Annotated in this window: 28 protein-coding genes, 1 pseudogene and 1 riboswitch; of the genes and pseudogenes, 13 read left to right on the top strand and 16 right to left on the bottom strand. The window is 41.7% G+C overall.

Going from position 1 to position 22,242, the window contains the following annotated elements:
- Window positions 1–22 precede the first annotated feature (22 nt).
- Window positions 23–1,225, bottom strand: a complete 1,203-nt coding sequence (gene metK / locus R0K30_RS16340) for a methionine adenosyltransferase (RefSeq protein ID WP_099726790.1) — start codon at window positions 1,223–1,225, stop codon at window positions 23–25.
- Between the two features lie 193 nt (window positions 1,226–1,418).
- Window positions 1,419–1,553: riboswitch (SAM riboswitch) on the bottom strand.
- A gap of 227 nt (window positions 1,554–1,780) precedes the next feature.
- On the opposite strand from metK, the gene pckA reads away from it, so the two are divergent.
- Window positions 1,781–3,367 (top strand): phosphoenolpyruvate carboxykinase (ATP), encoded by a 1,587-nt coding sequence (gene pckA, locus R0K30_RS16335; RefSeq protein WP_410611709.1) that lies wholly within the window; start codon window positions 1,781–1,783, stop codon window positions 3,365–3,367.
- 38 nt (window positions 3,368–3,405) lie between these two features.
- Here pckA and R0K30_RS16330 read toward each other — a convergent pair whose 3' ends face one another.
- The 6 genes and pseudogenes from R0K30_RS16330 to R0K30_RS16305 all read right to left on the bottom strand — a co-directional run bounded on the left by R0K30_RS16330 (window position 3,406) and on the right by R0K30_RS16305 (window position 8,542).
- A complete protein-coding gene (locus tag R0K30_RS16330) occupies window positions 3,406–3,648 on the bottom strand; it encodes a DUF2584 domain-containing protein (protein WP_034322580.1) in 243 nt (80 codons plus the stop codon).
- A 38-nt stretch (window positions 3,649–3,686) separates the two neighbouring features.
- Window positions 3,687–4,481 carry an alpha/beta hydrolase family protein gene (locus R0K30_RS16325; RefSeq protein WP_230031092.1) on the bottom strand — a complete coding sequence of 265 codons (795 nt, stop codon included), beginning with the start codon at window positions 4,479–4,481 and terminating at the stop codon, window positions 3,687–3,689.
- A 26-nt stretch (window positions 4,482–4,507) separates the two neighbouring features.
- Entirely contained in the window at window positions 4,508–5,989 is a 1,482-nt protein-coding gene (locus tag R0K30_RS16320; protein WP_230031093.1) for a phytoene desaturase family protein, read from the bottom strand.
- A complete protein-coding gene (locus tag R0K30_RS16315; protein ID WP_410611705.1) occupies window positions 5,986–7,113 on the bottom strand; it encodes a glycosyltransferase family 2 protein in 1,128 nt (375 codons plus the stop codon). The genes R0K30_RS16320 and R0K30_RS16315 overlap by 4 nt, the downstream gene beginning before the upstream one ends.
- Window positions 7,098–7,845 (bottom strand): annotated as a pseudogene (locus tag R0K30_RS16310) (lysophospholipid acyltransferase family protein). Before R0K30_RS16310 ends, R0K30_RS16315 begins: the two are co-directional and overlap by 16 nt.
- Window positions 7,814–8,542, bottom strand: coding sequence for a carotenoid biosynthesis protein (locus R0K30_RS16305; protein ID WP_249704932.1), 729 nt, complete (start codon window positions 8,540–8,542; stop codon window positions 7,814–7,816). Before R0K30_RS16305 ends, R0K30_RS16310 begins: the two are co-directional and overlap by 32 nt.
- A 174-nt stretch (window positions 8,543–8,716) precedes the next feature.
- Here R0K30_RS16305 and R0K30_RS16300 point away from each other — a divergent pair, with 174 nt between their 5' ends.
- Genes R0K30_RS16300 through R0K30_RS16290 form a run of 3 tightly spaced genes read left to right on the top strand, consistent with a single transcriptional unit; the run spans window position 8,717 to window position 11,285 of the window.
- Complete coding sequence (locus tag R0K30_RS16300) at window positions 8,717–9,718, top strand: ABC transporter substrate-binding protein (RefSeq protein WP_099728607.1); 1,002 nt, start codon at window positions 8,717–8,719, stop codon at window positions 9,716–9,718.
- Window positions 9,719–9,733: 15 nt separating this feature from the next.
- Complete coding sequence (locus tag R0K30_RS16295; RefSeq protein WP_099728606.1) at window positions 9,734–10,504, top strand: ABC transporter ATP-binding protein; 771 nt, start codon at window positions 9,734–9,736, stop codon at window positions 10,502–10,504.
- Between the two features lie 34 nt (window positions 10,505–10,538).
- Window positions 10,539–11,285: an ABC transporter permease gene (locus R0K30_RS16290; RefSeq protein WP_370461125.1), complete on the top strand. Its 747-nt coding sequence runs from the start codon at window positions 10,539–10,541 to the stop codon at window positions 11,283–11,285.
- A gap of 33 nt (window positions 11,286–11,318) precedes the next feature.
- Here R0K30_RS16290 and ytkD read toward each other — a convergent pair whose 3' ends face one another.
- Entirely contained in the window at window positions 11,319–11,795 is a 477-nt protein-coding gene (gene ytkD, locus R0K30_RS16285) for an RNA deprotection pyrophosphohydrolase (protein WP_230031096.1), read from the bottom strand.
- Between the two features lie 248 nt (window positions 11,796–12,043).
- Between ytkD and R0K30_RS16280 the strand changes: the two genes are divergently transcribed.
- Window positions 12,044–12,697, top strand: a complete 654-nt coding sequence (locus tag R0K30_RS16280; protein WP_410611702.1) for a TerD family protein — start codon at window positions 12,044–12,046, stop codon at window positions 12,695–12,697.
- A 22-nt stretch (window positions 12,698–12,719) separates the two neighbouring features.
- On the top strand, window positions 12,720–13,511 hold the full coding sequence (locus tag R0K30_RS16275) for an AIM24 family protein (protein WP_410611700.1): 792 nt from the start codon (window positions 12,720–12,722) through the stop codon (window positions 13,509–13,511).
- 231 nt (window positions 13,512–13,742) lie between these two features.
- Here R0K30_RS16275 and R0K30_RS16270 read toward each other — a convergent pair whose 3' ends face one another.
- The 4 genes from R0K30_RS16270 to R0K30_RS16255 form a co-directional block, all read right to left on the bottom strand.
- Window positions 13,743–14,051: a hydrolase gene (locus tag R0K30_RS16270; RefSeq protein WP_099728601.1), complete on the bottom strand. Its 309-nt coding sequence runs from the start codon at window positions 14,049–14,051 to the stop codon at window positions 13,743–13,745.
- A 43-nt stretch (window positions 14,052–14,094) separates the two neighbouring features.
- On the bottom strand, window positions 14,095–14,499 hold the full coding sequence (locus tag R0K30_RS16265; RefSeq protein ID WP_410611698.1) for a phage holin family protein: 405 nt from the start codon (window positions 14,497–14,499) through the stop codon (window positions 14,095–14,097).
- A 158-nt stretch (window positions 14,500–14,657) separates the two neighbouring features.
- Window positions 14,658–14,849 (bottom strand): hypothetical protein, encoded by a 192-nt coding sequence (locus tag R0K30_RS16260; protein ID WP_008342942.1) that lies wholly within the window; start codon window positions 14,847–14,849, stop codon window positions 14,658–14,660.
- Between the two features lie 119 nt (window positions 14,850–14,968).
- Window positions 14,969–15,406, bottom strand: a complete 438-nt coding sequence (locus R0K30_RS16255) for a Dps family protein (protein WP_099728599.1) — start codon at window positions 15,404–15,406, stop codon at window positions 14,969–14,971.
- 131 nt (window positions 15,407–15,537) lie between these two features.
- On the opposite strand from R0K30_RS16255, the gene ytzI reads away from it, so the two are divergent.
- Complete coding sequence (gene ytzI, locus R0K30_RS16250; RefSeq protein ID WP_099728598.1) at window positions 15,538–15,684, top strand: YtzI protein; 147 nt, start codon at window positions 15,538–15,540, stop codon at window positions 15,682–15,684.
- Between the two features lie 8 nt (window positions 15,685–15,692).
- On the opposite strand, the gene R0K30_RS16245 is transcribed toward ytzI, so the two are convergent.
- Together R0K30_RS16245 and R0K30_RS16240 are read right to left on the bottom strand one after the other, a co-directional pair.
- On the bottom strand, window positions 15,693–16,127 hold the full coding sequence (locus R0K30_RS16245; RefSeq protein ID WP_099728597.1) for a FixH family protein: 435 nt from the start codon (window positions 16,125–16,127) through the stop codon (window positions 15,693–15,695).
- Window positions 16,128–16,247: 120 nt separating this feature from the next.
- Window positions 16,248–16,721: an S-ribosylhomocysteine lyase gene (locus R0K30_RS16240; RefSeq protein ID WP_099728596.1), complete on the bottom strand. Its 474-nt coding sequence runs from the start codon at window positions 16,719–16,721 to the stop codon at window positions 16,248–16,250.
- Between the two features lie 126 nt (window positions 16,722–16,847).
- Here R0K30_RS16240 and yidD point away from each other — a divergent pair, with 126 nt between their 5' ends.
- Complete coding sequence (gene yidD / locus R0K30_RS16235) at window positions 16,848–17,072, top strand: membrane protein insertion efficiency factor YidD (RefSeq protein ID WP_099728595.1); 225 nt, start codon at window positions 16,848–16,850, stop codon at window positions 17,070–17,072.
- Window position 17,073: 1 nt separating this feature from the next.
- Here yidD and R0K30_RS16230 read toward each other — a convergent pair whose 3' ends face one another.
- Window positions 17,074–17,640, bottom strand: coding sequence for a beta-class carbonic anhydrase (locus R0K30_RS16230; RefSeq protein WP_099728614.1), 567 nt, complete (start codon window positions 17,638–17,640; stop codon window positions 17,074–17,076).
- 215 nt (window positions 17,641–17,855) lie between these two features.
- On the opposite strand from R0K30_RS16230, the gene R0K30_RS16225 reads away from it, so the two are divergent.
- On the top strand, window positions 17,856–18,839 hold the full coding sequence (locus R0K30_RS16225) for a metal ABC transporter solute-binding protein, Zn/Mn family (protein ID WP_230031099.1): 984 nt from the start codon (window positions 17,856–17,858) through the stop codon (window positions 18,837–18,839).
- 78 nt (window positions 18,840–18,917) lie between these two features.
- Here R0K30_RS16225 and R0K30_RS16220 read toward each other — a convergent pair whose 3' ends face one another.
- The gene (locus R0K30_RS16220; RefSeq protein WP_041086807.1) at window positions 18,918–19,160 is read right to left on the bottom strand and encodes a type B 50S ribosomal protein L31; all 243 of its coding nucleotides are present in this window, start codon (window positions 19,158–19,160) and stop codon (window positions 18,918–18,920) included.
- Between the two features lie 175 nt (window positions 19,161–19,335).
- On the opposite strand from R0K30_RS16220, the gene R0K30_RS16215 reads away from it, so the two are divergent.
- The 4 genes from R0K30_RS16215 (at window position 19,336) to R0K30_RS16200 (ending at window position 22,180) form a co-directional block, all read left to right on the top strand.
- Window positions 19,336–20,667, top strand: a complete 1,332-nt coding sequence (locus R0K30_RS16215; RefSeq protein ID WP_230031100.1) for a cytochrome ubiquinol oxidase subunit I — start codon at window positions 19,336–19,338, stop codon at window positions 20,665–20,667.
- A 22-nt stretch (window positions 20,668–20,689) separates the two neighbouring features.
- Entirely contained in the window at window positions 20,690–21,736 is a 1,047-nt protein-coding gene (locus R0K30_RS16210) for a cytochrome d ubiquinol oxidase subunit II (protein ID WP_410611769.1), read from the top strand.
- Window positions 21,737–21,804: 68 nt separating this feature from the next.
- A complete protein-coding gene (locus R0K30_RS16205; RefSeq protein WP_099728591.1) occupies window positions 21,805–21,963 on the top strand; it encodes a DUF1540 domain-containing protein in 159 nt (52 codons plus the stop codon).
- A 25-nt stretch (window positions 21,964–21,988) separates the two neighbouring features.
- Window positions 21,989–22,180 carry a hypothetical protein gene (locus R0K30_RS16200; protein WP_099728590.1) on the top strand — a complete coding sequence of 64 codons (192 nt, stop codon included), beginning with the start codon at window positions 21,989–21,991 and terminating at the stop codon, window positions 22,178–22,180.
- The last annotated feature ends 62 nt before the right edge of the window (window positions 22,181–22,242 follow it).

The following is a 22,242-nucleotide window of genomic DNA, read 5'->3' as shown; positions in this document are numbered from 1 at the left end:
AAATAAGCGGTTTTATATGTTGTTATTGTCCTAATGCTTCCTTGCGAAGCGTGTCGGCTTTATCCGTTTTTTCCCATGGGAGATCTAAATCGTGACGGCCAAAATGTCCGTATGCAGCTGTTTGTTTATAGATCGGACGACGCAGATCGAGCATTTTAATAATGCCAGCCGGACGTAGATCAAAGTTCGCACGAACCACCTCAATTAATTTTTCTTCAGAAGCTTTTCCTGTTCCGAATGTATCAATTGAAATCGATACAGGCTGTGCAACACCAATTGCATAAGCAAGTTGCACTTCACAAGAATCTGCAAGGCCAGCTGCTACGATGTTTTTCGCTACGTAACGAGCAGCATATGCTGCAGAACGGTCAACCTTTGTTGCGTCCTTACCAGAGAAAGCACCGCCGCCATGACGAGCGTAGCCGCCATACGTATCAACGATGATTTTACGTCCAGTTAAACCAGCATCCCCTTGAGGTCCACCGATGACAAAACGGCCTGTTGGGTTAATAAAGTATTTTGTCTCTTCATCAATCAGTTCACTTGGAACCACAGGGTGGATGACATGCTCTTTTAAATCGCTTTGAATTTGTTCAAGCGTCACTTCTGGTGCATGCTGCGTGGAAATAACCACTGTGTCAATACGAACTGGTTTGTTTTGTTCATCATATTCAACTGTTACTTGTGTTTTTCCATCTGGGCGAAGGTATGCAAGTGTTTGATCCTTGCGTACTTCTGTTAAACGACGAGATAATTTATGCGCTAGTGAAATCGGCAGCGGCATCAGCTCTTCTGTTTCGTTGTTTGCAAAACCAAACATAAGACCTTGGTCACCTGCACCAATCGCATCAATTTCTTCTTCAGTCATTGTTCCTTCACGTGCTTCAAGCGCTTTGTCTACACCTTGCGCAATATCAGCAGACTGTTCATCAATTGATGTTAGCACAGCACATGTTTCCGCATCAAAACCATATTTCGCACGTGTGTAGCCAATTTCCTTAATCGTGTCACGTACCGTCTTTGGAATATCGACATAAGTAGACGTTGTAATCTCACCGCTTACTAATACGAGACCGGTTGTTACAGAGGTCTCACAGGCAACACGTGCATTTGGATCTTTCTTTAAAATTTCATCCAAAATGCTGTCTGAAATTTGATCACAGATTTTATCCGGATGTCCTTCTGTCACTGATTCTGAAGTAAATAAACGACGATTTTGACTCATAATGGCTATTTCCTCCTGTACAAGGCCACATCATCCCAAGATGAGGCCTCCAATATGATACGGAACTCGTTCCCTCTTATATGAAAACGTTTATATTAGAGATGTTATTGGCAATTTGTTCATATGATATCCCAAAAATAAAAAAACCATTTCCTTCATTTCGAGGAAAGGGTCTGAGATCGCATGCCTTTCACTCTTATCGCTCAAGGTGTTCTTGTACCTTGCATCAGGTTAGCACCTTGGTTTCTCAGCATGTTCATGCCTTTTTCATAAGAAACCGGTTGCTGGGCTTCATCGGGCCTGTCCCTCCACCAACTCGGGATAAGAGTATCCGTTCAATAAGATATCTTATCTTAAACCCTTGCGTCATGTCAATGCTTCATAGGAATTATCTCTCCTCTTTTTTCACCTCACAATTAGCATCACCAAAAAGCATATTTTCATAGCAGAAATGAAAAAACACACACAAAAATATTTAAATAGTATAGACTATTATTATCAATGTGTTATACTAATCGAAACAAACAAATTCAACGGTAAAGGAAGGGTTTTTTTATGAACTCAGTGGATTTAAAAGAAGATTTGCAGTCATTGCTCTCATTAGAAAATACGCACCAAAATTTATCTGTTCCGAAACTTGTTGAAAAGATTTTGGCACGTAATGAAGGCGTTTTAACATCAACAGGAGCTGTCCGCGCCACAACTGGTGCTTACACTGGACGTTCGCCTAAAGATAAATTTATCGTCAAAGAAGAAAGCTCTGAGCATAAAATCGATTGGGGTCATGTAAACCAGCCGATCTCTAAAGAAGCATTTGATCGTTTATATACAAAGGTTGTCTCATACTTAAAAGAACGTGATGAACTATTTGTCTTTGAAGGGTTTGCCGGCGCTGACGAAAGATACCGTATGCCGATTACAGTTGTAAACGAATTTGCATGGCACAATCTCTTTGCAAAGCAGCTATTCATCAGACCTGACGGGTCAACGCCATCAGCTAACGAAAAACCTTTCACCATCTTATCTGCACCTCACTTTAAAGCAGATCCTGAAACAGATGGAACAAACTCTGAAACATTCATTATCGTTTCTTTTGAAAAACGGACGATTCTCATTGGTGGAACAGAGTATGCAGGAGAGATGAAGAAATCGATTTTCTCTGTCATGAACTACCTGCTGCCTGAGCAAGATATTTTATCGATGCACTGCTCAGCAAACGTTGGTCAAGAAGGCGATGTCGCATTATTCTTCGGCCTTTCAGGGACTGGGAAAACGACGCTTTCTGCAAGCGCAAGCCGCAAGCTGATCGGAGACGATGAACACGGATGGTCTGGCACAGGTGTCTTCAATATCGAGGGCGGATGCTATGCGAAATGTGTGAACTTAAGTGAAGAAAAAGAACCACAAATCTACAAAGCCATCAGCTTCGGATCAGTGCTAGAAAATGTTGTGCTTGATGAAGAAACTCGTGAAGCGGATTATGATGATACATTCTTTACTGAAAATACACGGGCTGCTTACCCAATCGAAATGATTGATAACATCGTGAAACCAAGTATCGCAGGTCATCCATCTGCTATTGTCTTCTTAACAGCTGATGCATTTGGCGTTTTACCTCCAATCAGCCGTTTAACAAAAGAACAGGCGATGTACCATTTCTTGAGCGGTTACACAAGTAAATTAGCAGGAACTGAGCGCGGTGTAACGTCACCAGAAACAACATTCTCTACTTGCTTCGGTTCACCATTCTTGCCACTTCCAGCTCACGTCTATGCTGAAATGCTTGGCAAAAAAATTGATGAGCACGGTGCAAAAGTATTCCTTGTGAATACAGGCTGGACTGGCGGCGGCTATGGTACGGGCAAACGAATGAATCTTGCTCATACAAGAGCAATGGTGCAAGCAGCGATCGAAGGTGACCTTGACAATGCCGAAATGATTACTGACGACATCTTTGGATTACACATTCCACTTCATATTCCAGGTGTACCAGATGAAGTACTTCAACCTGCTAAAACGTGGGAAGACCAAAATGCTTATCAAGAAAAAGCACACTTCCTTGCCAATGAATTTAAAAAGAACTTCAAAAAATTCAGCCATGCGGCAAGTGACATTGAAGCAAAAGGCGGACCACTCGTATAAAAAGACGAAAGCTGAGGGAATATACCCTTCAGCTTTTTTTAGTTCGTTGAATGCAATGACACAAGGCGGTAAGTCACCTTCGTAACATTGTCTGTCAGTTCCAGCTTTTCAACATGTGCTGTCCCTGTTTTTTCTCCGTCTTTCGTTTTGCGCACCTCAAGCGGAATATTTAATGGATAAATGCGGTACCCTTCCTTCATGAGCTCAAACACATTTTCTTCAATTCTTGTCTCATTTCCTTTTGTGACAATCATTGTATTAAATTCAACAGGCATTCCCATAATGAAAATCCCCCTACTTTCTATATTCGTTATACCGTTTATTTTACCACATTTCCGCTTTTTCGGCTGTGCATCCATGTCGTCAGCCTTCTGACAATCTCTCGATTATGATGAGGCGGGAAATAATGATTGTAGCCGTGAAAATACCATGTTTCCACAGACTTCCCGTGCTTGCGAAGCGCTTCTTCTAATAAATACGCATGCTCAATGGATACATTCTGATCCTGCTCTCCATGGATGATTAAAACAGGCGCTTCCATTTGATCCACAACATTCAAAGGCGTTCTGTCCTCATATGCCTCAGGTACCTTATGCGGCGGACCGCCAATCACGCGCTTCATCATTCTTCTCATATCGACACGCTCTTCATAGGTGAGCTTCATATCACTTACACCTCCCCATGTTACAAAGGAAGCAGCCTCCTGTTTCATTTCAACAGCAGTCCAAATGCCCATAATACCGCCGCGCGAAAAACCAAAGATATGAATACGATCCCGCTTTACCTTTTTGTGATGCTTCAACAGCTGAAATGCAGCGAATGCATCTTTCCGATCCTCTCCGGCAAAATCCTCGTTTCCTTCGCCTCCTTGATTCCCTCGGTAAAAGGGAGCAAAGACAACAAAGCCTTGTGCTGCAAATTGCACGATTCGGCCAGGTCTCACCATCCCCACATTTTTAATGCCGCCTCGTAAATACAAAAAGCCCTCATAGAGACCTTCTCCGGCCGGTTCAGCGAGCAGCCCCTTTATCCGAAGTCCATCTGCCTCGTAGGTCACTGTATATAAATGAATATGCGGATGGGGCGATGGGAATCTTCTTTTTTCCACAATCACTTGATTTCTCTCCTTTTCATCCGGTATTACGTCAATTGCTTGATGATCGCTTCTGCAACAAGCTGGCCTGATTTTGTCACCATCGGGGTGCCGCCGCCCGGATGACTTGTCCCTCCAACAAACCAAAGCCCTTCAATGTCCTTTGACTGATTATTGATACGGAAGAACGCCTGCTTGAACGAGTTTGAAGACATGCCATAAATGGCTCCATGATATGCCCCCGTTTTCTGCTGCAAATCAAGCGGGGTTTGAACCGCTTCATATTCGACAAGCTGATCAATATCAAAGAGACCCTTTTCCTTTAATTTGGTTTTCATATGCTGACGATACGTCTCCTTTAGCATGTCCCAATTTTGCTCTTTTGTCACATAAGGTGCATTGGCCAAGACAAAAAGGTTGCTTCTGCCCGGTCCTCCGCTTAATTCTGGCTCTGAATGGCCCGAATAACATATGTAAAGTGTTGGATCCTGAGGTAATTGCTTTTTCTGAAAAATATCCTTAAATTCTTGTTCATAATTCTCAGGGAAAAATACATTGTGATGGGACAGCTGTTCATAGGCTTTGGGTACTCCTAATAAAAGAACAAAGCCAGATAACGATGGCTCAATGTTTGACAGCTTTTGATTTAAGAAGCTAGGACGGTCTTTTTCATCAATCAAATGACGGTAGACAGTCAGTGCATCCGCCCCTGCAATCACTTGATCAGCCTCATACATCTGCTGAGCAGTCTCCACTCCTTGGATACGCCGATCTTTCACATGAATCTTGCTTACTTGTTCATTGAGGTGAATTTGGACGCCTAGTTCCTTTGCGAGTGTTTCGAATGCCTCGACTAAACGATAAGTGCCGCCCTTTATTCCATAAATCCCTTTTTCCCCTTCTAAATAAGCCATCATATTAAAAATAGCGGGCGCTTCGTAGGGTGAAGAGCCAATGTATGTTGCATACCGCCCAAACATCGCCAATGTATGAGGATGACAAAAATATTGACGCAGCAGGCGCTGAACGGATGTAAATGGTTTGACCGCAAGAAGTGCTTTCATCAGCTTTAGATCCATCTTATCTTTCCAGGTCAATAACAAACGATTTAAAAACTGCTCCTCGGCCATTTGAAAAAGCTTCTTCGATTCCAGTAAAAATGCACGGTATTGCTTTGCATCCTCAGGACTATATGCTGCAATTTGTGATTCCATTTGCTCGATATCCGGCGTAAACTCGACCGTATGACCATCTGAGAAAACGTTTTTGGTGAGTGGAGAGATCGGATAAAATGTCACATAATCCTCCATCTTTCTATTACAGGAAGTAAACACATCTTCAAAATATGCCTTCATTGTCATGGTACTCGGTCCTAGATCAAAAGAGTAGCCAGCCCCTTGACGGCGCTGTAATTTCCCGCCTAAAGCAGCTTCTTTTTCTAAAATGGTGACCTGAACCCCGCATGACTGTAAGCGAATCGCAGCTGATAATCCGCCAAGTCCTCCGCCAATGATGATCACTTTTTTCATTCGTACCTTCTCCCTTTCCATTCGTACCCTTCTTTTTTCAGTCCGCTTTTCATAGAAGCACAGCCAATGGCGATCAGACTCAAAATGCTGACCGGCAATAAAAAGGCCATAGCAGATGTTCTTCCGTTCTCAATATCAATTGCCGCTTTGATGGACACACCCAGCCCGTAGCAAAGAATGGCTAAACATAGATTTAACACATCAAGCTGAATGAGTGCGATCATGAAACAAATGACGGGAACCAAATAAAGCACCGTGTATAAACAAAAGACACCGCTTAACAAAGCAATGCTTCGATTCACCCCAGGGAACAAATTTTTTCGATAGCCTTCCCAAACTTCCTGTCCATTCTCGTACATTCTCATATAAACAAATGGATGAATACTTGCGAGTGTGAACGGAAAGCCCTTTTCTTTCACCAGTCTAGCTAACGCCATATCATCAACTAGCGAATCCTTGATCGCTTCATGACCGCCAATTTCGTGATAACAATTCTTTTCAATTGCAATAAAGCCGCCATGAGCTGCAGCAAAAGCAGGATTTTGGGATTTCCTTACCCATTTCACTGGCAAATGGCAGCCAATTGTAAACATCATCATGGGAATCACAAGATGCTCGAAAAACGTGCCTGTTTTTTGCTCTGGAAAGCCTGAAAGCATTCCCGTTTTTTGCGTGCTTAACTGCTGGTATACCGCTTCAATTGCCCCTCTTTTCAACCTGACATCAGCATCTAAAAATAGCAGCCAATCAGAAGATGCTGCCTCAGCAAGCTGAGAACAAGCATAGGATTTACCAAGCCAGCCGCGCTTCAATGCTTGACCTGATTGCACACGAATCCACGGATAGGTCTCTGCGAAGCGCTCCACGATCGCTCTTGTCTCATCTGTCGAATGATCATCTAGTACAATCAGCTCTTTTGGGTAAAGACGCTGATCAACAATCGACTGGAGACATGCTTCTATCCGTTTTTCCTCATTTCTTGCTGGAATCAGGATTGATAACGATATGGGTTTATCGGGCGAAACAGATGCTTGCTTTAGTACAGGAAACTGGTTCATATTCCATATGGTAAAAACGAACTGACAGAGCAGCAGTACATTGATCACGGTTAAGAAGATCGCCATGTTTTCACCCACTTTTTAAAGGAATCAAACGCATCACTTGTTGACTGACTTGTCCTTGTCATCTGTCTAAATTCTTCGTTTGTTGAAAAATCAGGATCAGCGATGACCTGCGCTTGATGTGCGTTTAACTGCGTTTCAAGCAGGTCTCCGAGCATGCGTGTCACTTCCTTGCTTCGAAATGAGCCTCCAGATACTAAGGCATCTTCGCCGAACACAACAGAAACTGTCGGCTTTTGAAATTGATTAAATGTATATTGCAAGGTCACAGGCTTGATCACGACCTGCTCAAATTGCCTCACTAAAAAAGAAGCCCCGCCTTCCAGTTCAAGCGGCCGCGTATCCTGATGCATGATTTTCCCCTGCGGAAAAAGCCATACAGCTCCGCCGGCCTTCATGTTCTCTTTTGCCGTCATTAATGCCTGTTTTACGCTTTTCAGCTTCTCTTTATGAACTGGAAACGCACCAAGCTTGCGGAAAAAAGCATATTGCTTCAGCTGCTTCTCTTCCATCATCATGTAGTGATCGAGTTCAGACGCTTTTTCTGTTAAAAGAAAGATGATCATTCCATCCCACCCATGAGCTGTGATTGGCGAGATAAAGAACAGGCAGCTTCTCCTTCGGGTCCACCGAGCCTTTCATCATCACACAGCGGAAATGTTTATGGAGTAAATACCGTTCAAAATAAAGTGAAAATATTCGTCTAAACGATCGGCTTTTGTCGCTTTCTTTCAAATCGAACCCTTCCTTCACACAAAATGACAATGATCAGTGCTAAATAAAAAATGACATCGAGTCCGCCCTTTAATGCCAAAAGACCGAAAAAGAACACCATGGCCTGATAAATACGACTCGTCCAGCGCAGTGCCTTTTGATCAATCGAGACAAGCGGGAAAAGAAATGAGAGTGCTGCTCCAATCATACCCCAGCTCACAAAATTCTCAAAAGGAATACCAAAAAATCCACCGCCGTCATACCACACCCAAAACTTCCGCTCAGCCGCTACTGGATCTAATATGAGGTCAAGCAGCACAATCCATATCCCCGTTTCGATAGCCCGTTTCCACTTCGACTGTTGACTTGATAAAAAAAGACTGTTTAAAAACACGCCAACCCATGCAAAAGCAATCGTTAAAGGCACTCCTGCCACAAGAAAACCTAACGTCGGATAATAATCATAGGCCCCGAATGGAAAACCGGTTGTAATTCCTACCCATTCAATCGTAAACGTAAGAACGCCCACAACAGCTGCTCTTTTGATCACAAAGCTCCATGAGCCATAAATATTTCGGCCAATCTCTATGACGCAGCAAGCGTACAGCACGAGGAAAATTCCATTTGCAAACTGAAGCCATGCCGGCACTTCAAAAAAGACCATTAATATGAGTCCTACCATATACCATCCAACAAATACCCAACTCACTCTATACACGAAACCGCTCCTTTATTTCTACCAAATTCAAGAAAGCAATCATGCTTCTAGTATAGAAAAAAAAACACGTTCTATAAATAAACAATGCGCTTCTTATTTTCATCTAGGCACTCACCAAAAATCCCTTTTGACATACTTTAATTAGTGATCTAGAACAAAGGAGGCGAATTACTCTTGAATCGTTCCATCAAAGTCAGACTGGCATTCATATTCGTTGTCCTGCTCTTTATTCCATTTGTCGCCTGTAAAAAAGAACAAGAGCAGACCGTACAAGTAGCCGAGGTCACCCATTCGGTTTTTTATGCTCCGCTTTATGTCGCCTTATCAGAGGAATTCTTCAAAGAAGAAGGCTTAGAGGTTGAAGTAAAAACCACTTGGGGCGGCGATAAAACGATGACAGCTCTTTTATCCGGCGGTGCCGATATCGCGCTGACCGGATCTGAATCCTCTATCTATGTTGAGGCACAAGACACAAAAGACTCTGTCATGAACTTTGCACAGCTGACACAAACAGACGGCACATTTCTTGTTTCAAGAGAGAAAGTAAATCATTTCTCTTGGGATCAATTAAAAGGAAAAGACTTCTTAGGACAGCGGAAAGGCGGCATGCCGCAAATGGTCGGGGAATATGTCCTGAAAAAGGAAGGCATTGATTTAAAAAGGGATCTTCGGATGATTCAAAATATTGATTTTGCCAACATTTCAGGTGCTTTCTCCTCTGGAACTGGCGATTTTGTGCAGTTATTCGAACCAACAGCTTCCTTAATTGAAAAAGAAGGCAGAGGGTACATTACCGCCTCCTTTGGAAAGGCTTCTGGCAAGGTGCCTTATACCACCTTCATGGCAAAGAAGAGTTACTTAGAGGAAAACAAAGAGACGGCCGAAGCCTTTACTCGTGCTATTTATAAAGCGCAGAAATGGGTAGAAGCGAAGCACCCAGAGGAGATTGCAAAAACGATCCAATCTCATTTTCCTGATACGGACCTTGATGTCTTATCAACTGCGATCAAACGCTACAAGCAGCAGCACTCATATGCAACAGATCCACTTCTGAATGAAGAGGAATGGAACAAGTTACAGGAAATCATGGAGGCGAGCGGTGAATTGCCGGAATTTATCCCGTACAAACAGCTTGTCGATTCATCCATTGCAAAGAAGGTCACAGATCACAAATAGAATAGGAGGTAGCACATGTCTTTCCTTCAAATTGACGATGTGACCCACACGTACTTCTCTTTAAAAGAAAAAACAACGGCCATACAGCATATCAATATGGAGATTGACCAAGGTGAATTCATCTCATTTATTGGTCCCAGCGGCTGCGGGAAAACAACCCTGCTGTCCATCATCGCAGGAATTACGCCGCCCTCTGAAGGTCGAATTTTAATCGAAGGAAAAGAACCGAATCAAAAGGAGCATCAAATCGGCTACATGCTCCAGCAAGATTATTTGTTCCCTTGGAAAACCATCAAGGAAAATGTCATTCTCGGGTTGAAAATTGCCAAACAGGATTCACACGAGGCCACCTCAGCTGCTCTTGGCTTACTGCCAAAGCTTGGGCTTGAAGATGTGGAGGAAAAATATCCGAAGGAGCTGTCAGGCGGAATGAGGCAGCGGGCAGCACTCGCCCGAACGCTTGCAGTTGATCCCAGCCTGCTTTTACTAGATGAACCATTTTCAGCTCTAGACTACCAAACCAAACTGACATTAGAAGATCTCGTTTTTCACACATTAAAAAACTATCAAAAAACAGCAGTCCTTGTGACACATGACATCGGCGAAGCCATTGCGATGAGTGATCGTATTTTCTTATTCTCAAAGCATCCCGGCTCGATCCAGCATATCTTTACCGTTCCTGATGAACTGAGGACTCTCTCTCCTTTTGAAGCAAGACAGACATCAAGTTTCCAAGAGCTCTTTCAAACGATTTGGAAGGAGCTGAAAACAGTTGAAACACAGTGACCTTTTACATGAAGCCTATCGAAAAAAAGTTCGAATGGAAAAACGCATCACACGTGTCTATCAGCTCATCATTTTCGCCAGCTTCTTTTCTCTTTGGGAACTTGCCAGTCAATTTAGACTCATAGATCCGCTGATTTTCAGTTCACCATCTGCGGTCTGCCAATTGTTTGTGCAAAAAATATCAGATGGTTCGTTAATGAATCATATGAGTATTACGTTGTTTGAGACGATGCTCGGATTTCTACTTGGTACCTTTTGCGGCATTTTACTCGCTGCCGCCTTATGGTGGTCCACCCGTCTGGCGAACGTTCTTGATCCATATTTAGTCATTTTAAATGCCATGCCGAAAGTCGCTCTCGCCCCGATTTTAATTGTTGCACTAGGACCTGGCATGATCAGCATTGTCGCCATGGGCGCGATCATTAGTGTGATCATTACAACGATTGTCATTTATACAGCCTTTCAAGAGGTCGATGAGAACTATTTGAAAGTAATGAAAACCTTTGGTGCGAAAAAAAGCGTTGTCTTTCGTGAGGTCATGTTGCCAGCGAGTATTCCAACGATGATCTCTGCCATCAAGGTTAATGTTGGTCTTTCTTGGGTTGGGGTCATTGTAGGGGAATTCCTTGTTTCTTCAAAAGGACTCGGCTACATGATCATTTATGGCTTTCAAGTCTTCAACTTTACACTCGTGTTTCTAAGTCTTTTCATTATCGCCGTGTTTGCTACCATCATGTATCAGCTCGTTGAGTGGCTCGAACGCCGTTTTCTCCAAAAATAAAAAAAGCACAGGGGACTATCTCCCTGCGCTTTTTTAACGAATCAAACCGTTCTTTTCTAAATAAGCAAGACTTTTTCTTAAGACATCATCTTTCATAATAAAACTGAAATTTTTATTTTTTGAGATGGATGTTGGCAAGTCTGCGAAAAGAACGGGTCCTTTCGTTTCAAAATACGTGTCTTGCTTGACAAGCCTTTCAATATCAGCGAAATAAATATTCTTCACAATGACCTTTTCTCTGCCAAGCACCTGATATTGACCAATATACGTTAATTCACGAACAACAGCACCCGTCTCTTCCTGAATCTCCCGTATAGCGGCTTGGTCCGCTTCTTCATTTGGCTCTACTTTCCCTCCTGGAAACTCATAGCCCCGATCCTCATGTTCAGTGAGCAGCCATTTCCCCTGGTAGCGGCAGATGGCCCAAACATGCTTAGGATGACTTGAAAAAGGCTTCTTTTCAAAAGAGAGCTTGACCGTATTATGATAATAGTCTTTAAATACATGCATGTGAAATCCCTCATATCCTGTCCTTGCTTCTTGTAAAACATCATACCACAGATCACATTTCTCTGAAGAATTTTTATCAAAAGTGAAACAAACGAGTGGTTCCATCTCGTCTGTATTTAAAATGAGGTATTCTCGCTAAAACCTTTTTATCATCTCCATTTTCGTCCATTTTTAATCATGAAACCTTCTTACCCCTTATGACGTAAATGAAACAGTGTTTGTCCTATAACGACGAGGAGGAAACCAGCATGAGCATAACAAATGGGTCAAAACAAGAAAAGAATCAGCCGCTTCCGCTCAGCAAAAACGAGAAAGAAGACGCACCTCATGAGGCGATCAAGAAACACCTCATAAAAGGGCAAAAGCTAGACTTGACGAAAGACAATCCACATATCGACCAAATTCATATCGGGCTCGGCTGGGATTTGTCTGGTCAGCCGATTGATTTAGATACGCAAGTTTTTCTCTTAAATGAGGAGGACAAGCTGTTGTCCCCAAAGCATCTGATCTATTATCATCAGCAGCAAAGCTTAGACGGAGCTGTTCGTCATCTTGGTGATCATCAGTTTGGCGGAGGATATCGAGACAATGAAATGATCATTATGCAATTAAGCAGAGTCTCACCTGATATTCATAAAATCGTCGTAACAGCGACGATACATGATACACACGAGCGCACGCATCATTTTGGACAAGTCACCAATGCCTATCTGCGCCTTTTTGATCAAATCTCGCAGCAAGAGATTTGTACCTTTCAGTTAACAGAGAATTATTCGTATTGTACATCCATCATTTGTGCTGAACTAACGAGAGATCAGCATGAATGGAAGATCACTACCACCGGACAAGGTACCACCCTGGATTTAAACGATTTATGCCGCATTTATGGATTCACATCTTGACGCAGGACAGGAGGCCTCACCAATGGGATTTCATTTCAACACGATAGAAGAACTCACCTTACAAGCAGAAGGCAGTGGGATCTTTTTTGCTAAAAAAGGCGCCATGATTGCAGACCAAGGGACATTTCAATACCGCAAGAGATTACTTGGAACGAATAAAGGAAATATGGTCAGCCAAGTATTTAACCATATCAGCAGGAAATTGACAGGTGAAAACCTTGAGATGATGGAAGTGAGTGGTCAAGGTACTTGCTATTTAGCTGATTCAAGCGAGCACGTGACAGTGATTAATTTAGAGCCAAGCGGTCCTTGGCAGCATGTGAGCGTAGAAAGCGAAGATTTACTTGCCTTTACTGAGGAATGCCACTACGGCGTGACACCAGTAGGCGTTGGTATTTTATCACAGAAAGGGCTGTTTACCTCAAAGCTTTCCTATCAGGGGCACGGAGCCCAAGTTGCCATTAAAACGACTGGAAACCCGCTCATCCTAAAAGCACCTTGCCGTGTAGATCCTGACGCCATTGTCGCTTGGACGGGCAAAGCACCGAAAGTCAAATTAGATGTCAACTGGAAAACCTTCATTGGACAAACTTCTGGCGAATCCTACTTATTTGAATTCCAAGAACCAGACCAAATTGTCATTATAAAGCCATTTGAACGCACATCTGGGATGCGGGTCGGTTTAGATGATAACCGCTACAAGCCTCAGAGCCAAAGCGGCTCTCACGAATTAACAAATTCACATCAATCGCAGCAGGAAAATAGAGGCGGAATCAGTGATCTGATCGGAGGCATCTTAAATCCGCGAAAATAAAAGCATGTAGAAAATTCTACATGCCCAGCGTGTAGACAAACCCTCAAATTCGCCCGCAGGTTTGCGTGCCGGTGCTCACGAATGTCAAATTCGCTCCGCTCTGGTACTCGTCCTTCCTAGACTTCAAAGGTTTTATATCACGCTGAAAAGAAGACAAAAGGCTAAAATGAAGGTCATTTTAGCCCTTTGTCAACAATCTGAGCAGCATGTAGAAAATCTCTACATGCTTTTTCAATTCATGAACCCATTTGTCTCAATAAAGTTCTTTGTCTCTTCATTCCCTAGCTCATAAATCATCGAGTAAATCTCTTTTCTTTTTCTGTCCATTTCGTCATTTGGACTATCATAATGATATTCAAGGAATGGAACATGTGCCCGAAAGAAGCCTTTCCAATCTGTCATATACTGCTCATCAAAATAGTCTCTCAGCTGCAAAATTTGATCATCGTCTGCTTCTATTTGAAATTGCCAAGCAGCCGCATCTCTGTGCTGTGATATTGACCCGTCTTGCACGGATACATAGTACGTGTGTCTCGCCATCTGATTCATCCTTTTTCCTTTAGTATGACCAGATATGGACAAATTACGGCTTTTTTCGCAATTTATTTTTAATCATGTCTAACAAGTCAATGAATAACTGTGGGATGGGAATTCCGAGGGCTTTAGCTGTCGAGACGATTTGGTAGGATTCATAAATGATATAAAAGATGAGCGCTAAATCCTTGATCGTCCCATTTGTTTTCAGCATGACATCGAAGAAATGTGCCATGGATATTAAGGAGATCGTCACAACCTTTCGAACTAGCCTAGTAAAAAACCGCTTCATTGTGAGCTGTCCAGTCACAGATTCTCTTAGGCTTGAACAAATTAATTCAATTGCCATCAGTGTCACTAATGTCATCAGTAAATATCCTGCTCCACCAAACAGAAAGCCCATTGCCGACAAACTAACTGTAAACAACGAAAAGATGCCTAAATCTTTGCTCACTTGGCATCAACATCCTTTCAGAGTGGAACTCTTTACGTGAATAGTATATGCCAGATCTGATCAATAGCTTGGACGACAAAAAATAAAGGCGGGGTCATTTTGCTCGAAAACACTGATAAAACCGTAAAAAAGCCGCCTGTGAAAGGCGACTTTCTTCGTTAAACCCTGACATCAATAAATGTAGCATCTGAATCTTTAGGCTGAACAGCTTGGGGCTGCTGCTGTACTTGATCCAGCATTACCATGGCTTGTGCTGTGTTGGTGGCAAGCTGTGAATTCAACAAACTAATATTGAGTGTTTTTTGAATACTTGCCACTTGCTGACTCATCATTCCTGCAATTGAGGACATCTTCTCCCCTCCCTTCTCTTTTCTCTTCGGCTTAAAGCCCTATGATTTGAATGGGCTGTCTGTCATAAATCCATCAAAAAAATGCCGATCTTATGATCGACATTCCTTCCACATTCGTATTATCCTAAAAATGCTTTTAGCATCCAGTTGTGTTTTTCAATGGATTGATGAATGGCTAGTAACATATCACCAGTTGTTTCATCGCCAACCTCTGCAGCCAGTTCCATTCCTTGCTTTAATTCCTCTGCAATATTGGAGAAATCATCAAATAGATTTTTCACCATTTGCTCAGCTGATTCTTTGCCTTCAGCTTCGTGAATGCTAGAGATTTCTAAGCACTCTTTCATTGTCGCAACAGGCTTTCCATTTAACGCAAGCATACGCTCAGCCAAATCATCAATATATGTGGCTGTTTCTGTATACAATTCCTCGAATTTTTCATGGAGTGTAAAGAAGTCTTTTCCCTTTACATACCAGTGATAGTTATGTAATTTCACATAAAGTACAGTCCAATCAGCTACTTGTTTATTGACGACGTTTAATAATTTTTCTGACATGTTGATTCCTCCTTATGTAGTTGCGCTTAGTATGAGAATACCCTTTTTTTATTATACTGAAACCTGCCATCAATTTCTTCTATTTTGACTGCATGAAATATATGTTAATATGGAAATAAGGAGGGAGTTAGATGCTGTTACTTGGGATTATCAGCTTTATCATTATCTCAATCGTTGTCTTTTTATCACTATGGACGACATCAAAGGCTTATGAATACAAGCATAAAGTCGATTCACCAAAGGATGCTGAACCAAACCAACGTCCTAACTCAAAATAAAACCGCTTTCAATGATGTGAGGTTTCTTCTTCAGTAGATGAACTTTCTTTTTTCACATTACCTACGTGGATGTTTGTCTTCGGCATATTATGCTGCTGTTTAGCTGTCACATGGACTTGTATGATATAAAGGCCATCTTTTTTGAAGGCTGTATGCAATTCATATACACCTTTATTTTCTTTCTTTGGCTGAATCATCTTGCTGTTATCCTTATCGCCATCTTTCCACACTTCAAATTGAACATCATCTGCATCATCAACAGGCGTATCACCATATGTGACAGCTGCTTTTACTATAACGCTTTCATTTTTCTCCACTTGCTCCGGTCCTGTAAGCTTAACTTCTAATAACTCAGGCACTTCCCCTTTGTCGTTGCTCGCTGCAGAGTTTCCACATGCACTAAGTAACACGAGCATCAGAATGATTCCCATCATTTTTCGCATCCAAGTTTCCCCCTTCTTTTATTGACATGTCCATTTTAACAAATATCCCCTGTTTTTACATCTCATGATCGATTTCATATAAAAAAACCGGACATCTGATATGCCCGGTTCACTATCCGATTAACCAAATACTTTTAAAAGCTCTTCTTGATCCTGTGAAAGCCAGAAACGCATTAAACGTTTTGCCCCTTCAAGATCATGAAGCTTCGCTTGACCACATTGCTCTTCATTTGCAGCAGGAATTTCTGTTACCTCAACTGCATCCTTGAATGTTGCATCAAGCATTTCAACGATCTCTTTTGGTGTCGGTGCACCACTGACGACTAAATAGTAGCCTGTCTGGCAGCCCATTGGAGAAATATCGATGATATCAAAATGATCATATTTCTCTGAGTGTGTTCTAATATTAAACGCAAGTAAATGCTCTAATGTATGAATCGTATCAGGTTTCATCGCCTGCTTATTTGGCTGACAAAAACGAATATCAAATTTATTTACTTCTCCATCTGATCCCACTTTATGAACGCCGCAATGACGAACATATGGCGCTTTTACAGCATTATGATCAAGTTCAAAGCTTTCAACTGAAGGCATAATCACCACTCCTATAATTGCAATTTCCTATATTATAACATATTTCTCCGACCAGCTTAGTTTATAAAACTTTCCTTCCTTGTCCTTTTTTCTTATACTGTGAAAGACAGACAAGGAGGAACCTCGATGAAACCAATTTTTATCGGCATGATACGCTTTTACCAAAAATATATTTCCCCTCTTACACCGCCTAGCTGCCGGTTTTATCCAACCTGCTCAAACTATGGACTAGAGGCGATCAAAACGCATGGCGCTTTAAAAGGCGGCTGGCTCACAATCAAACGGATTTTAAAATGTCACCCGCTGCACCCCGGCGGCATCGACCCTGTTCCGCCTAAAAAGGAAAAATAAATTACTTTTCTTCATATCCGTTGACAACTAAGTCAAGCTTACCTGTTCCAGGATCAATCACAAGCCCGTGTACAGGCACATCTGATGGAAGAAGCGGATGATTTCTCACAACGGACACACTGTCCTTCACACTCTCTTCAACTGAGCTAAAGCTTTTGAGCCACTGTTTAAAATCGATTCCTGAGTATTCCAGTACTTCAATTCGTTTTTCTGGAATACCACGCTCAATGGCTTTATTTAAAAGGGTTTGGCTATCTATTTTGCTCATGCCGCAATCGTGATGCCCGATGACGTAAACCTCGTCAGCATTTAATTCATAGACAGCCACTAAAATGCTTCGCATAATACTTCCAAATGGATGAGAAACAAGAGCACCAGCACTTTTGACAATCTTAATATCTCCATTTTTCATGTTCATTGCACGTGGAAGTAGTTCAACAAGTCTTGTATCCATACATGATAGAACGACAGCTTTTTTCTGTGGAAACTTCGTTGTTGTAAATTCTTCGTATTTCTTCTCTTCAATAAATTGTTGATTGTATTCGATGATTTCGTCTAAAAGTTTCATATGTTTGTCCATTCCTTTATCTTTTTTTAAAAATAAATATAGCACAATGTTTGAAATTTCGTCACGTTTTGTTTCGTATTTTTTTAGAGGAAACATCTGCTTGATGAAAAATTTTTATTTTCCTCTTTTCAAATCGTAATTATTACGATACAATAACTCAGGACATTAAATCGTAATCATTTCTATCTAATAGATTGAGAGGAGACATTTTTTAGATGAAAAAAATCTTTTTTATTTTAACAGCTGCTTTATTCGCGATCGGTCTTGCCGCTTGCTCAAGCAGTGCGGGGACAAATGCTTCAAAAGGAAATGCAGACGGGAAATTAACCATTTATACCACGATCTTCCCAATTCAAGATTTCACTGAAAAAATTGGCGGCTCTCACGTTCATGCTCAAAGTGTGTACCCTGCCAATGCAGATGCACATAGCTTTGAACCAAGTTCAAAAACGATGGTTGAAATGGCTGAAGGTGACGCCTTTATTTACAGCGGTACAGGTGCTGAAGCATTCGCTGACAAAACAGCTGCTACATTAAAAGACCAAGGCGTGAAAACTGTCAAAGCTGCTGAAGGCATCAAACTGTTATCGACAAAAGAAGAACATGCACATGAAGAAGGCGACGACCACGATCATGAAGGTGAAGATCATGACCATGATGGACACGATCACGGGGATAAAGATCCGCATGCATGGTTAGACCCTGTCTATGCGCAGCAAATGGCGAAAAACATTAAAGAAACACTCGTTTCGTTAGATCCAGATCATAAAGATGAATACACAAAAAACTATGAAAAATTAAAAAAAGAATTACAATCTTTAGATCAAGAATTCAAAACAACGTTATCTAAAGCAAAACATAAAGAAATTCTTGTTTCTCACGCAGCTTACGGTTATTGGGAAAAGCGCTATGGTATTGAGCAGATCAGTGTATTAGGACTCTCCGCTTCTGAAGAGCCTTCACAAAAGCAGCTCCAAAATATTGTACAACAGGCAGAAAAGCATCACATTCAATATGTGATTTTTGAAAATAACGTCAGCAGTAAAGTCTCAGATACGATCCGCAGTGAAATTGGGGCAAAAAGCCTCACACTCAAAAATCTAGAATCCATTACTGAAGATGATGCCAAAAATGGCGAAAGCTACGTCAGCTTAATGAAACAAAATTTAAACACCTTAAAAACCGCTTTAAATGATTAATTCCTTAAACCCTGCGCGATCAGCCGGGGTTTTTTGCTGCATAAAAAAAACACACCTTTATAGGGTGTGCTTCTTTTTTTACATTTGGTATTTTTTCTTAAACAGTTCGGCTCTGCCGCCTTTTTCTCCGAATTTCTGGCGCCCTGTATAAAATGGATGCGTATCAGAGCTTGTTTCTACCTTAATGACAGGATACGTTTTCCCATCCTCCCACTCTACTGTTTCGTTTGATGTCTTTGTTGATCTACTCAAGAAGCGATAACCGCTGTTTACATCCATAAATACAACTTCATGTGAGGTTGGATGAATATCTCTTTTCAATGTCAAAACTCCTTTCATATCAAAACGTAATGATTACGTTTTATAATTATATTCTACTCCCTCTTTTACAACTTGTCAAAAAACAAGCTTTCTTAGTCAGGAAGAATAATCTAAAAATGGTGGAGAATAATAAGCATCATGAAAAAGAGAAGCGATAAGAAAGGCGGAGAAAAAATTGACTGATCTCGTTTTAGCTAGAAGCCTGTTCGGCACAACAATGGGCTTTCATATTATTTATGCCTCGCTTGGCGTCGGAATCCCGCTAATGATTTTATTAGCTGAACTCATCTTCCAAAAAACGAAAGACCCGCATTATGCAGTCATGGCCAAGCGGTGGACAAAGGCACAGGCTGTCCTATTAGGCGTCGCCATTCCAACTGGTACAATTGCCGGTACGCAGCTTGCCCTTCTATGGCCGGGTTTTATGGAGGTCATCGGAAAGGTCATGTCACTTCCATTTCAGATTGAAATCTATGCTTTTTTTATTGAAGCATTATTTATGTCTATTTATGTGTACGCAGCGGATCGCCTCTCACCTGCTATGCGCATCATTACCGTTATTTTTGTTGTGATCGGCGCAGCCGCTTCAGCAATTCTGATTACAAACGTACATGCTTTTGAAGGAACACCTGCTGGCTTTCAGATGGTCAATGGAGAAATCACAAATATTGAGCCTTGGAAGGCCTTTTTCAATCCAAGTTTTGTTGTGACCGCTACACATGTCGTGCTGTCTGCTTTTACAACAGGTGCCTTTGTGATTGCTTCAGTGGCTGCTTTTAAAATGCTCAAAACAAGAAAGAATGAGAAGCTCTATTCGTTTCATCGAAAAGCCCTTTTTCTTGGACTCATTGTAGGTGGACTTTTCTCTTTTCTTACAGCTTTAAACGGTCACGAATCCGCTCAGCTCCTGTATGAATATCAGCCTGAAAAGTTAGCGGGTGCAGAAGGTTTATTTGAAACCCAATCACACGCGCCTCTTGCAATAGGTGGTTTTACTGATGTCGATTCGCAGGAAATTAAAGGTGCTATAGAAATCCCTTGGGCCCTTAGTTTTCTCGCAGGAAATAGCTTTGATACAGTGGTCAAAGGCTTAAATGATTTTCCTAGAGACGAGTGGCCGCCTTTATTTATTCACACGTTATTTAACGGAATGGTCATTATTGGATCAGTGCTCATTCTATTTGCTGTGTTAGCACTGCTCTACCGTAAAATTTTAAAACGTGAACATTATCCGAAGTGGCTCCTTTTTCTTTACTTATTCGGCGGACCACTTAGTCTTTTGGCCATTGAATTCGGCTGGATCTTTGCATGTACAGGCCGCCAGCCATGGGTCATTTATCGAATGCTCAAAACCTCAGAGGTCGTCACGTCATCAGGCTCTATTGGGACACTCTTCATCCTTTTTGCCATTGTCTATCTCATTTTAGGCATAGCAACCGTTATTGTACTAACGTACTACTTTAGAAAACATTCAATTGAAGAAGACCTACGGTTAACAGAATCTTAAAAAGGGAGCGATCTTGATGCAAATGGATGTTACAACTGATGCGCTTATTGCAATCACCATCTTATGGGGATTCGTTTTTATCTACGCAGTGATGGCATCAATGGATTTCGGCGCAGGATTTTGGTCGATGATTTATATGAATAGAGAGCAAACAAAGGCCGCTAATATTGCAAATAAGTACCTCTCTCCAACATGGGAAGTGACAAACGTATTCATTGTGGCCATCGTCGTCGCATTGTTTAGCCTGTTTCCAGGCGCAACCTTTGTGCTTGGCACCGTTTTATTAATACCGGGCAGCATCATTTTATTGCTTCTTGCACTGCGAAGCGGGTTTCTCGTATTTTCTCATTCACTGCCTAAAAAATACCGGAAAGCCGTCACATACATTTCAGGGATTAGCGGCTTTATCATTCCGTCCATCCTCATCATGGTTCTCCCGATTACCCATGGTGGATTTATCTTTCAGGAGAACAACGTCTACTCGTTAGATCTAGGACTGGTCTTTACAAGTGCAAATGTCTATTCCTTCGTGGGCTTTGCGATTTTCAGCACCCTTTTTCTCTCATCTTTGCTTTTAGCTGATTTCTCTAATGTGGCAGATGAAAACGAAGCCTACAGCATTTATAGAAGGGGAGCACTCATTACGGGTCCACTTTCTCTCATGATGGCCCTCTTTATCATGCTGACACTACGAAGCGAGGCCAATTGGCTGTTCTCAAAAATGATGGAGAACATCCCAATTCTTCTTGTTTCCCTGCTCATGTTTTTGCTTGCGGGATTGGCTCTATTTATACCAAACAGCCGATTTAAGCATCGGAAAGGGAGACCACGTTTAGCCGTCATTGCGATTACCATTCAATATTTCTTAGCAAGCTATGTGTATGGACGTGCTCATTTGCCCTATATGGCTTATCCAGATATTACAATCATGTCTGGATTTACAGACCCTGTCACATTTAGGGCATTATTTATAACGTATATTGTAGGTTTCATCATCTTATTTCCTGGGTTCTATCTCTTCTGGAAATTGTTTATGAGGGATAAGCGCTATATTCGCCAGGAAGATTAACATGAATGGACGACGTTCATTTCGGTTACATTATAAACGAAAGACATACTCAAAAGGAGGTCATCTGTATGAGTCAAAAAATCCTTTGTGAAGTAAATAACTGTTCCTATTGGAATGATGGAAATCGCTGTGGAGCAGATGCAATCTATGTCGTCAGCCACACAGGAAATACGGCTGCGAAAAGTGAAGAAACTGATTGTAAAACGTTTAAACCACAAGATCTTTAAGTCTCATTAAAGGAGGCGCTTCACTTTGAAACACGATCGGCTGCTTCAAACGTTTTTTGACGAAATTCATGACGCGGACGAAGCCGCATTTTATCAGGCAGCTCACTCCTTTTTAAACCTTTGGGATTATGAATATGGTCATGTAACAAACATGCCTAATGAGATGCATCAGTATATTGGACAGCTTGCTTACGACAGCGAGCTGGCAGAAGAGTAAGAAAGAGCGGATCACCGCTCTTTCTTTTTTTCAGACAGGAAGGAAAAACTTTCCCCCACTAT

This window comes from Bacillus sp. SIMBA_154 (assembly GCF_046536015.1).
Lineage (GTDB): Bacteria > Bacillota > Bacilli > Bacillales > Bacillaceae > Bacillus > Bacillus pumilus_P.
The sequence above is the reverse complement of the archived record's forward strand: the minus strand, read 5'-3'. Positions and strand labels throughout refer to the sequence as shown.

Coding starts and splice junctions, on each gene's coding strand:
- R0K30_RS16260 (WP_008342942.1), bottom strand. CDS start 14,849: ATGTCCTCAATTGCAGGAATGATGAGTCAGCAAGTGGCAAGTATTCAA.
- R0K30_RS16225 (WP_230031099.1), top strand. CDS start 17,856: ATGAAAAAAATCTTTTTTATTTTAACAGCTGCTTTATTCGCGATCGGT.
- R0K30_RS16245 (WP_099728597.1), bottom strand. CDS start 16,127: ATGCGAAAAATGATGGGAATCATTCTGATGCTCGTGTTACTTAGTGCA.
- ytkD (WP_230031096.1), bottom strand. CDS start 11,795: ATGCATGTATTTAAAGACTATTATCATAATACGGTCAAGCTCTCTTTT.
- R0K30_RS16230 (WP_099728614.1), bottom strand. CDS start 17,640: ATGAAACTTTTAGACGAAATCATCGAATACAATCAACAATTTATTGAA.
- R0K30_RS16240 (WP_099728596.1), bottom strand. CDS start 16,721: ATGCCTTCAGTTGAAAGCTTTGAACTTGATCATAATGCTGTAAAAGCG.
- metK (WP_099726790.1), bottom strand. CDS start 1,225: ATGAGTCAAAATCGTCGTTTATTTACTTCAGAATCAGTGACAGAAGGA.
- R0K30_RS16255 (WP_099728599.1), bottom strand. CDS start 15,406: ATGTCAGAAAAATTATTAAACGTCGTCAATAAACAAGTAGCTGATTGG.
- pckA (WP_410611709.1), top strand. CDS start 1,781: ATGAACTCAGTGGATTTAAAAGAAGATTTGCAGTCATTGCTCTCATTA.
- R0K30_RS16275 (WP_410611700.1), top strand. CDS start 12,720: ATGGGATTTCATTTCAACACGATAGAAGAACTCACCTTACAAGCAGAA.
- R0K30_RS16205 (WP_099728591.1), top strand. CDS start 21,805: ATGAGTCAAAAAATCCTTTGTGAAGTAAATAACTGTTCCTATTGGAAT.
- R0K30_RS16270 (WP_099728601.1), bottom strand. CDS start 14,051: ATGGCGAGACACACGTACTATGTATCCGTGCAAGACGGGTCAATATCA.
- R0K30_RS16210 (WP_410611769.1), top strand. CDS start 20,690: ATGGATGTTACAACTGATGCGCTTATTGCAATCACCATCTTATGGGGA.
- R0K30_RS16290 (WP_370461125.1), top strand. CDS start 10,539: ATGGAAAAACGCATCACACGTGTCTATCAGCTCATCATTTTCGCCAGC.
- R0K30_RS16320 (WP_230031093.1), bottom strand. CDS start 5,989: ATGAAAAAAGTGATCATCATTGGCGGAGGACTTGGCGGATTATCAGCT.
- R0K30_RS16330 (WP_034322580.1), bottom strand. CDS start 3,648: ATGGGAATGCCTGTTGAATTTAATACAATGATTGTCACAAAAGGAAAT.
- R0K30_RS16295 (WP_099728606.1), top strand. CDS start 9,734: ATGTCTTTCCTTCAAATTGACGATGTGACCCACACGTACTTCTCTTTA.
- R0K30_RS16280 (WP_410611702.1), top strand. CDS start 12,044: ATGAGCATAACAAATGGGTCAAAACAAGAAAAGAATCAGCCGCTTCCG.
- R0K30_RS16315 (WP_410611705.1), bottom strand. CDS start 7,113: ATGGCGATCTTCTTAACCGTGATCAATGTACTGCTGCTCTGTCAGTTC.
- ytzI (WP_099728598.1), top strand. CDS start 15,538: ATGCTGTTACTTGGGATTATCAGCTTTATCATTATCTCAATCGTTGTC.
- yidD (WP_099728595.1), top strand. CDS start 16,848: ATGAAACCAATTTTTATCGGCATGATACGCTTTTACCAAAAATATATT.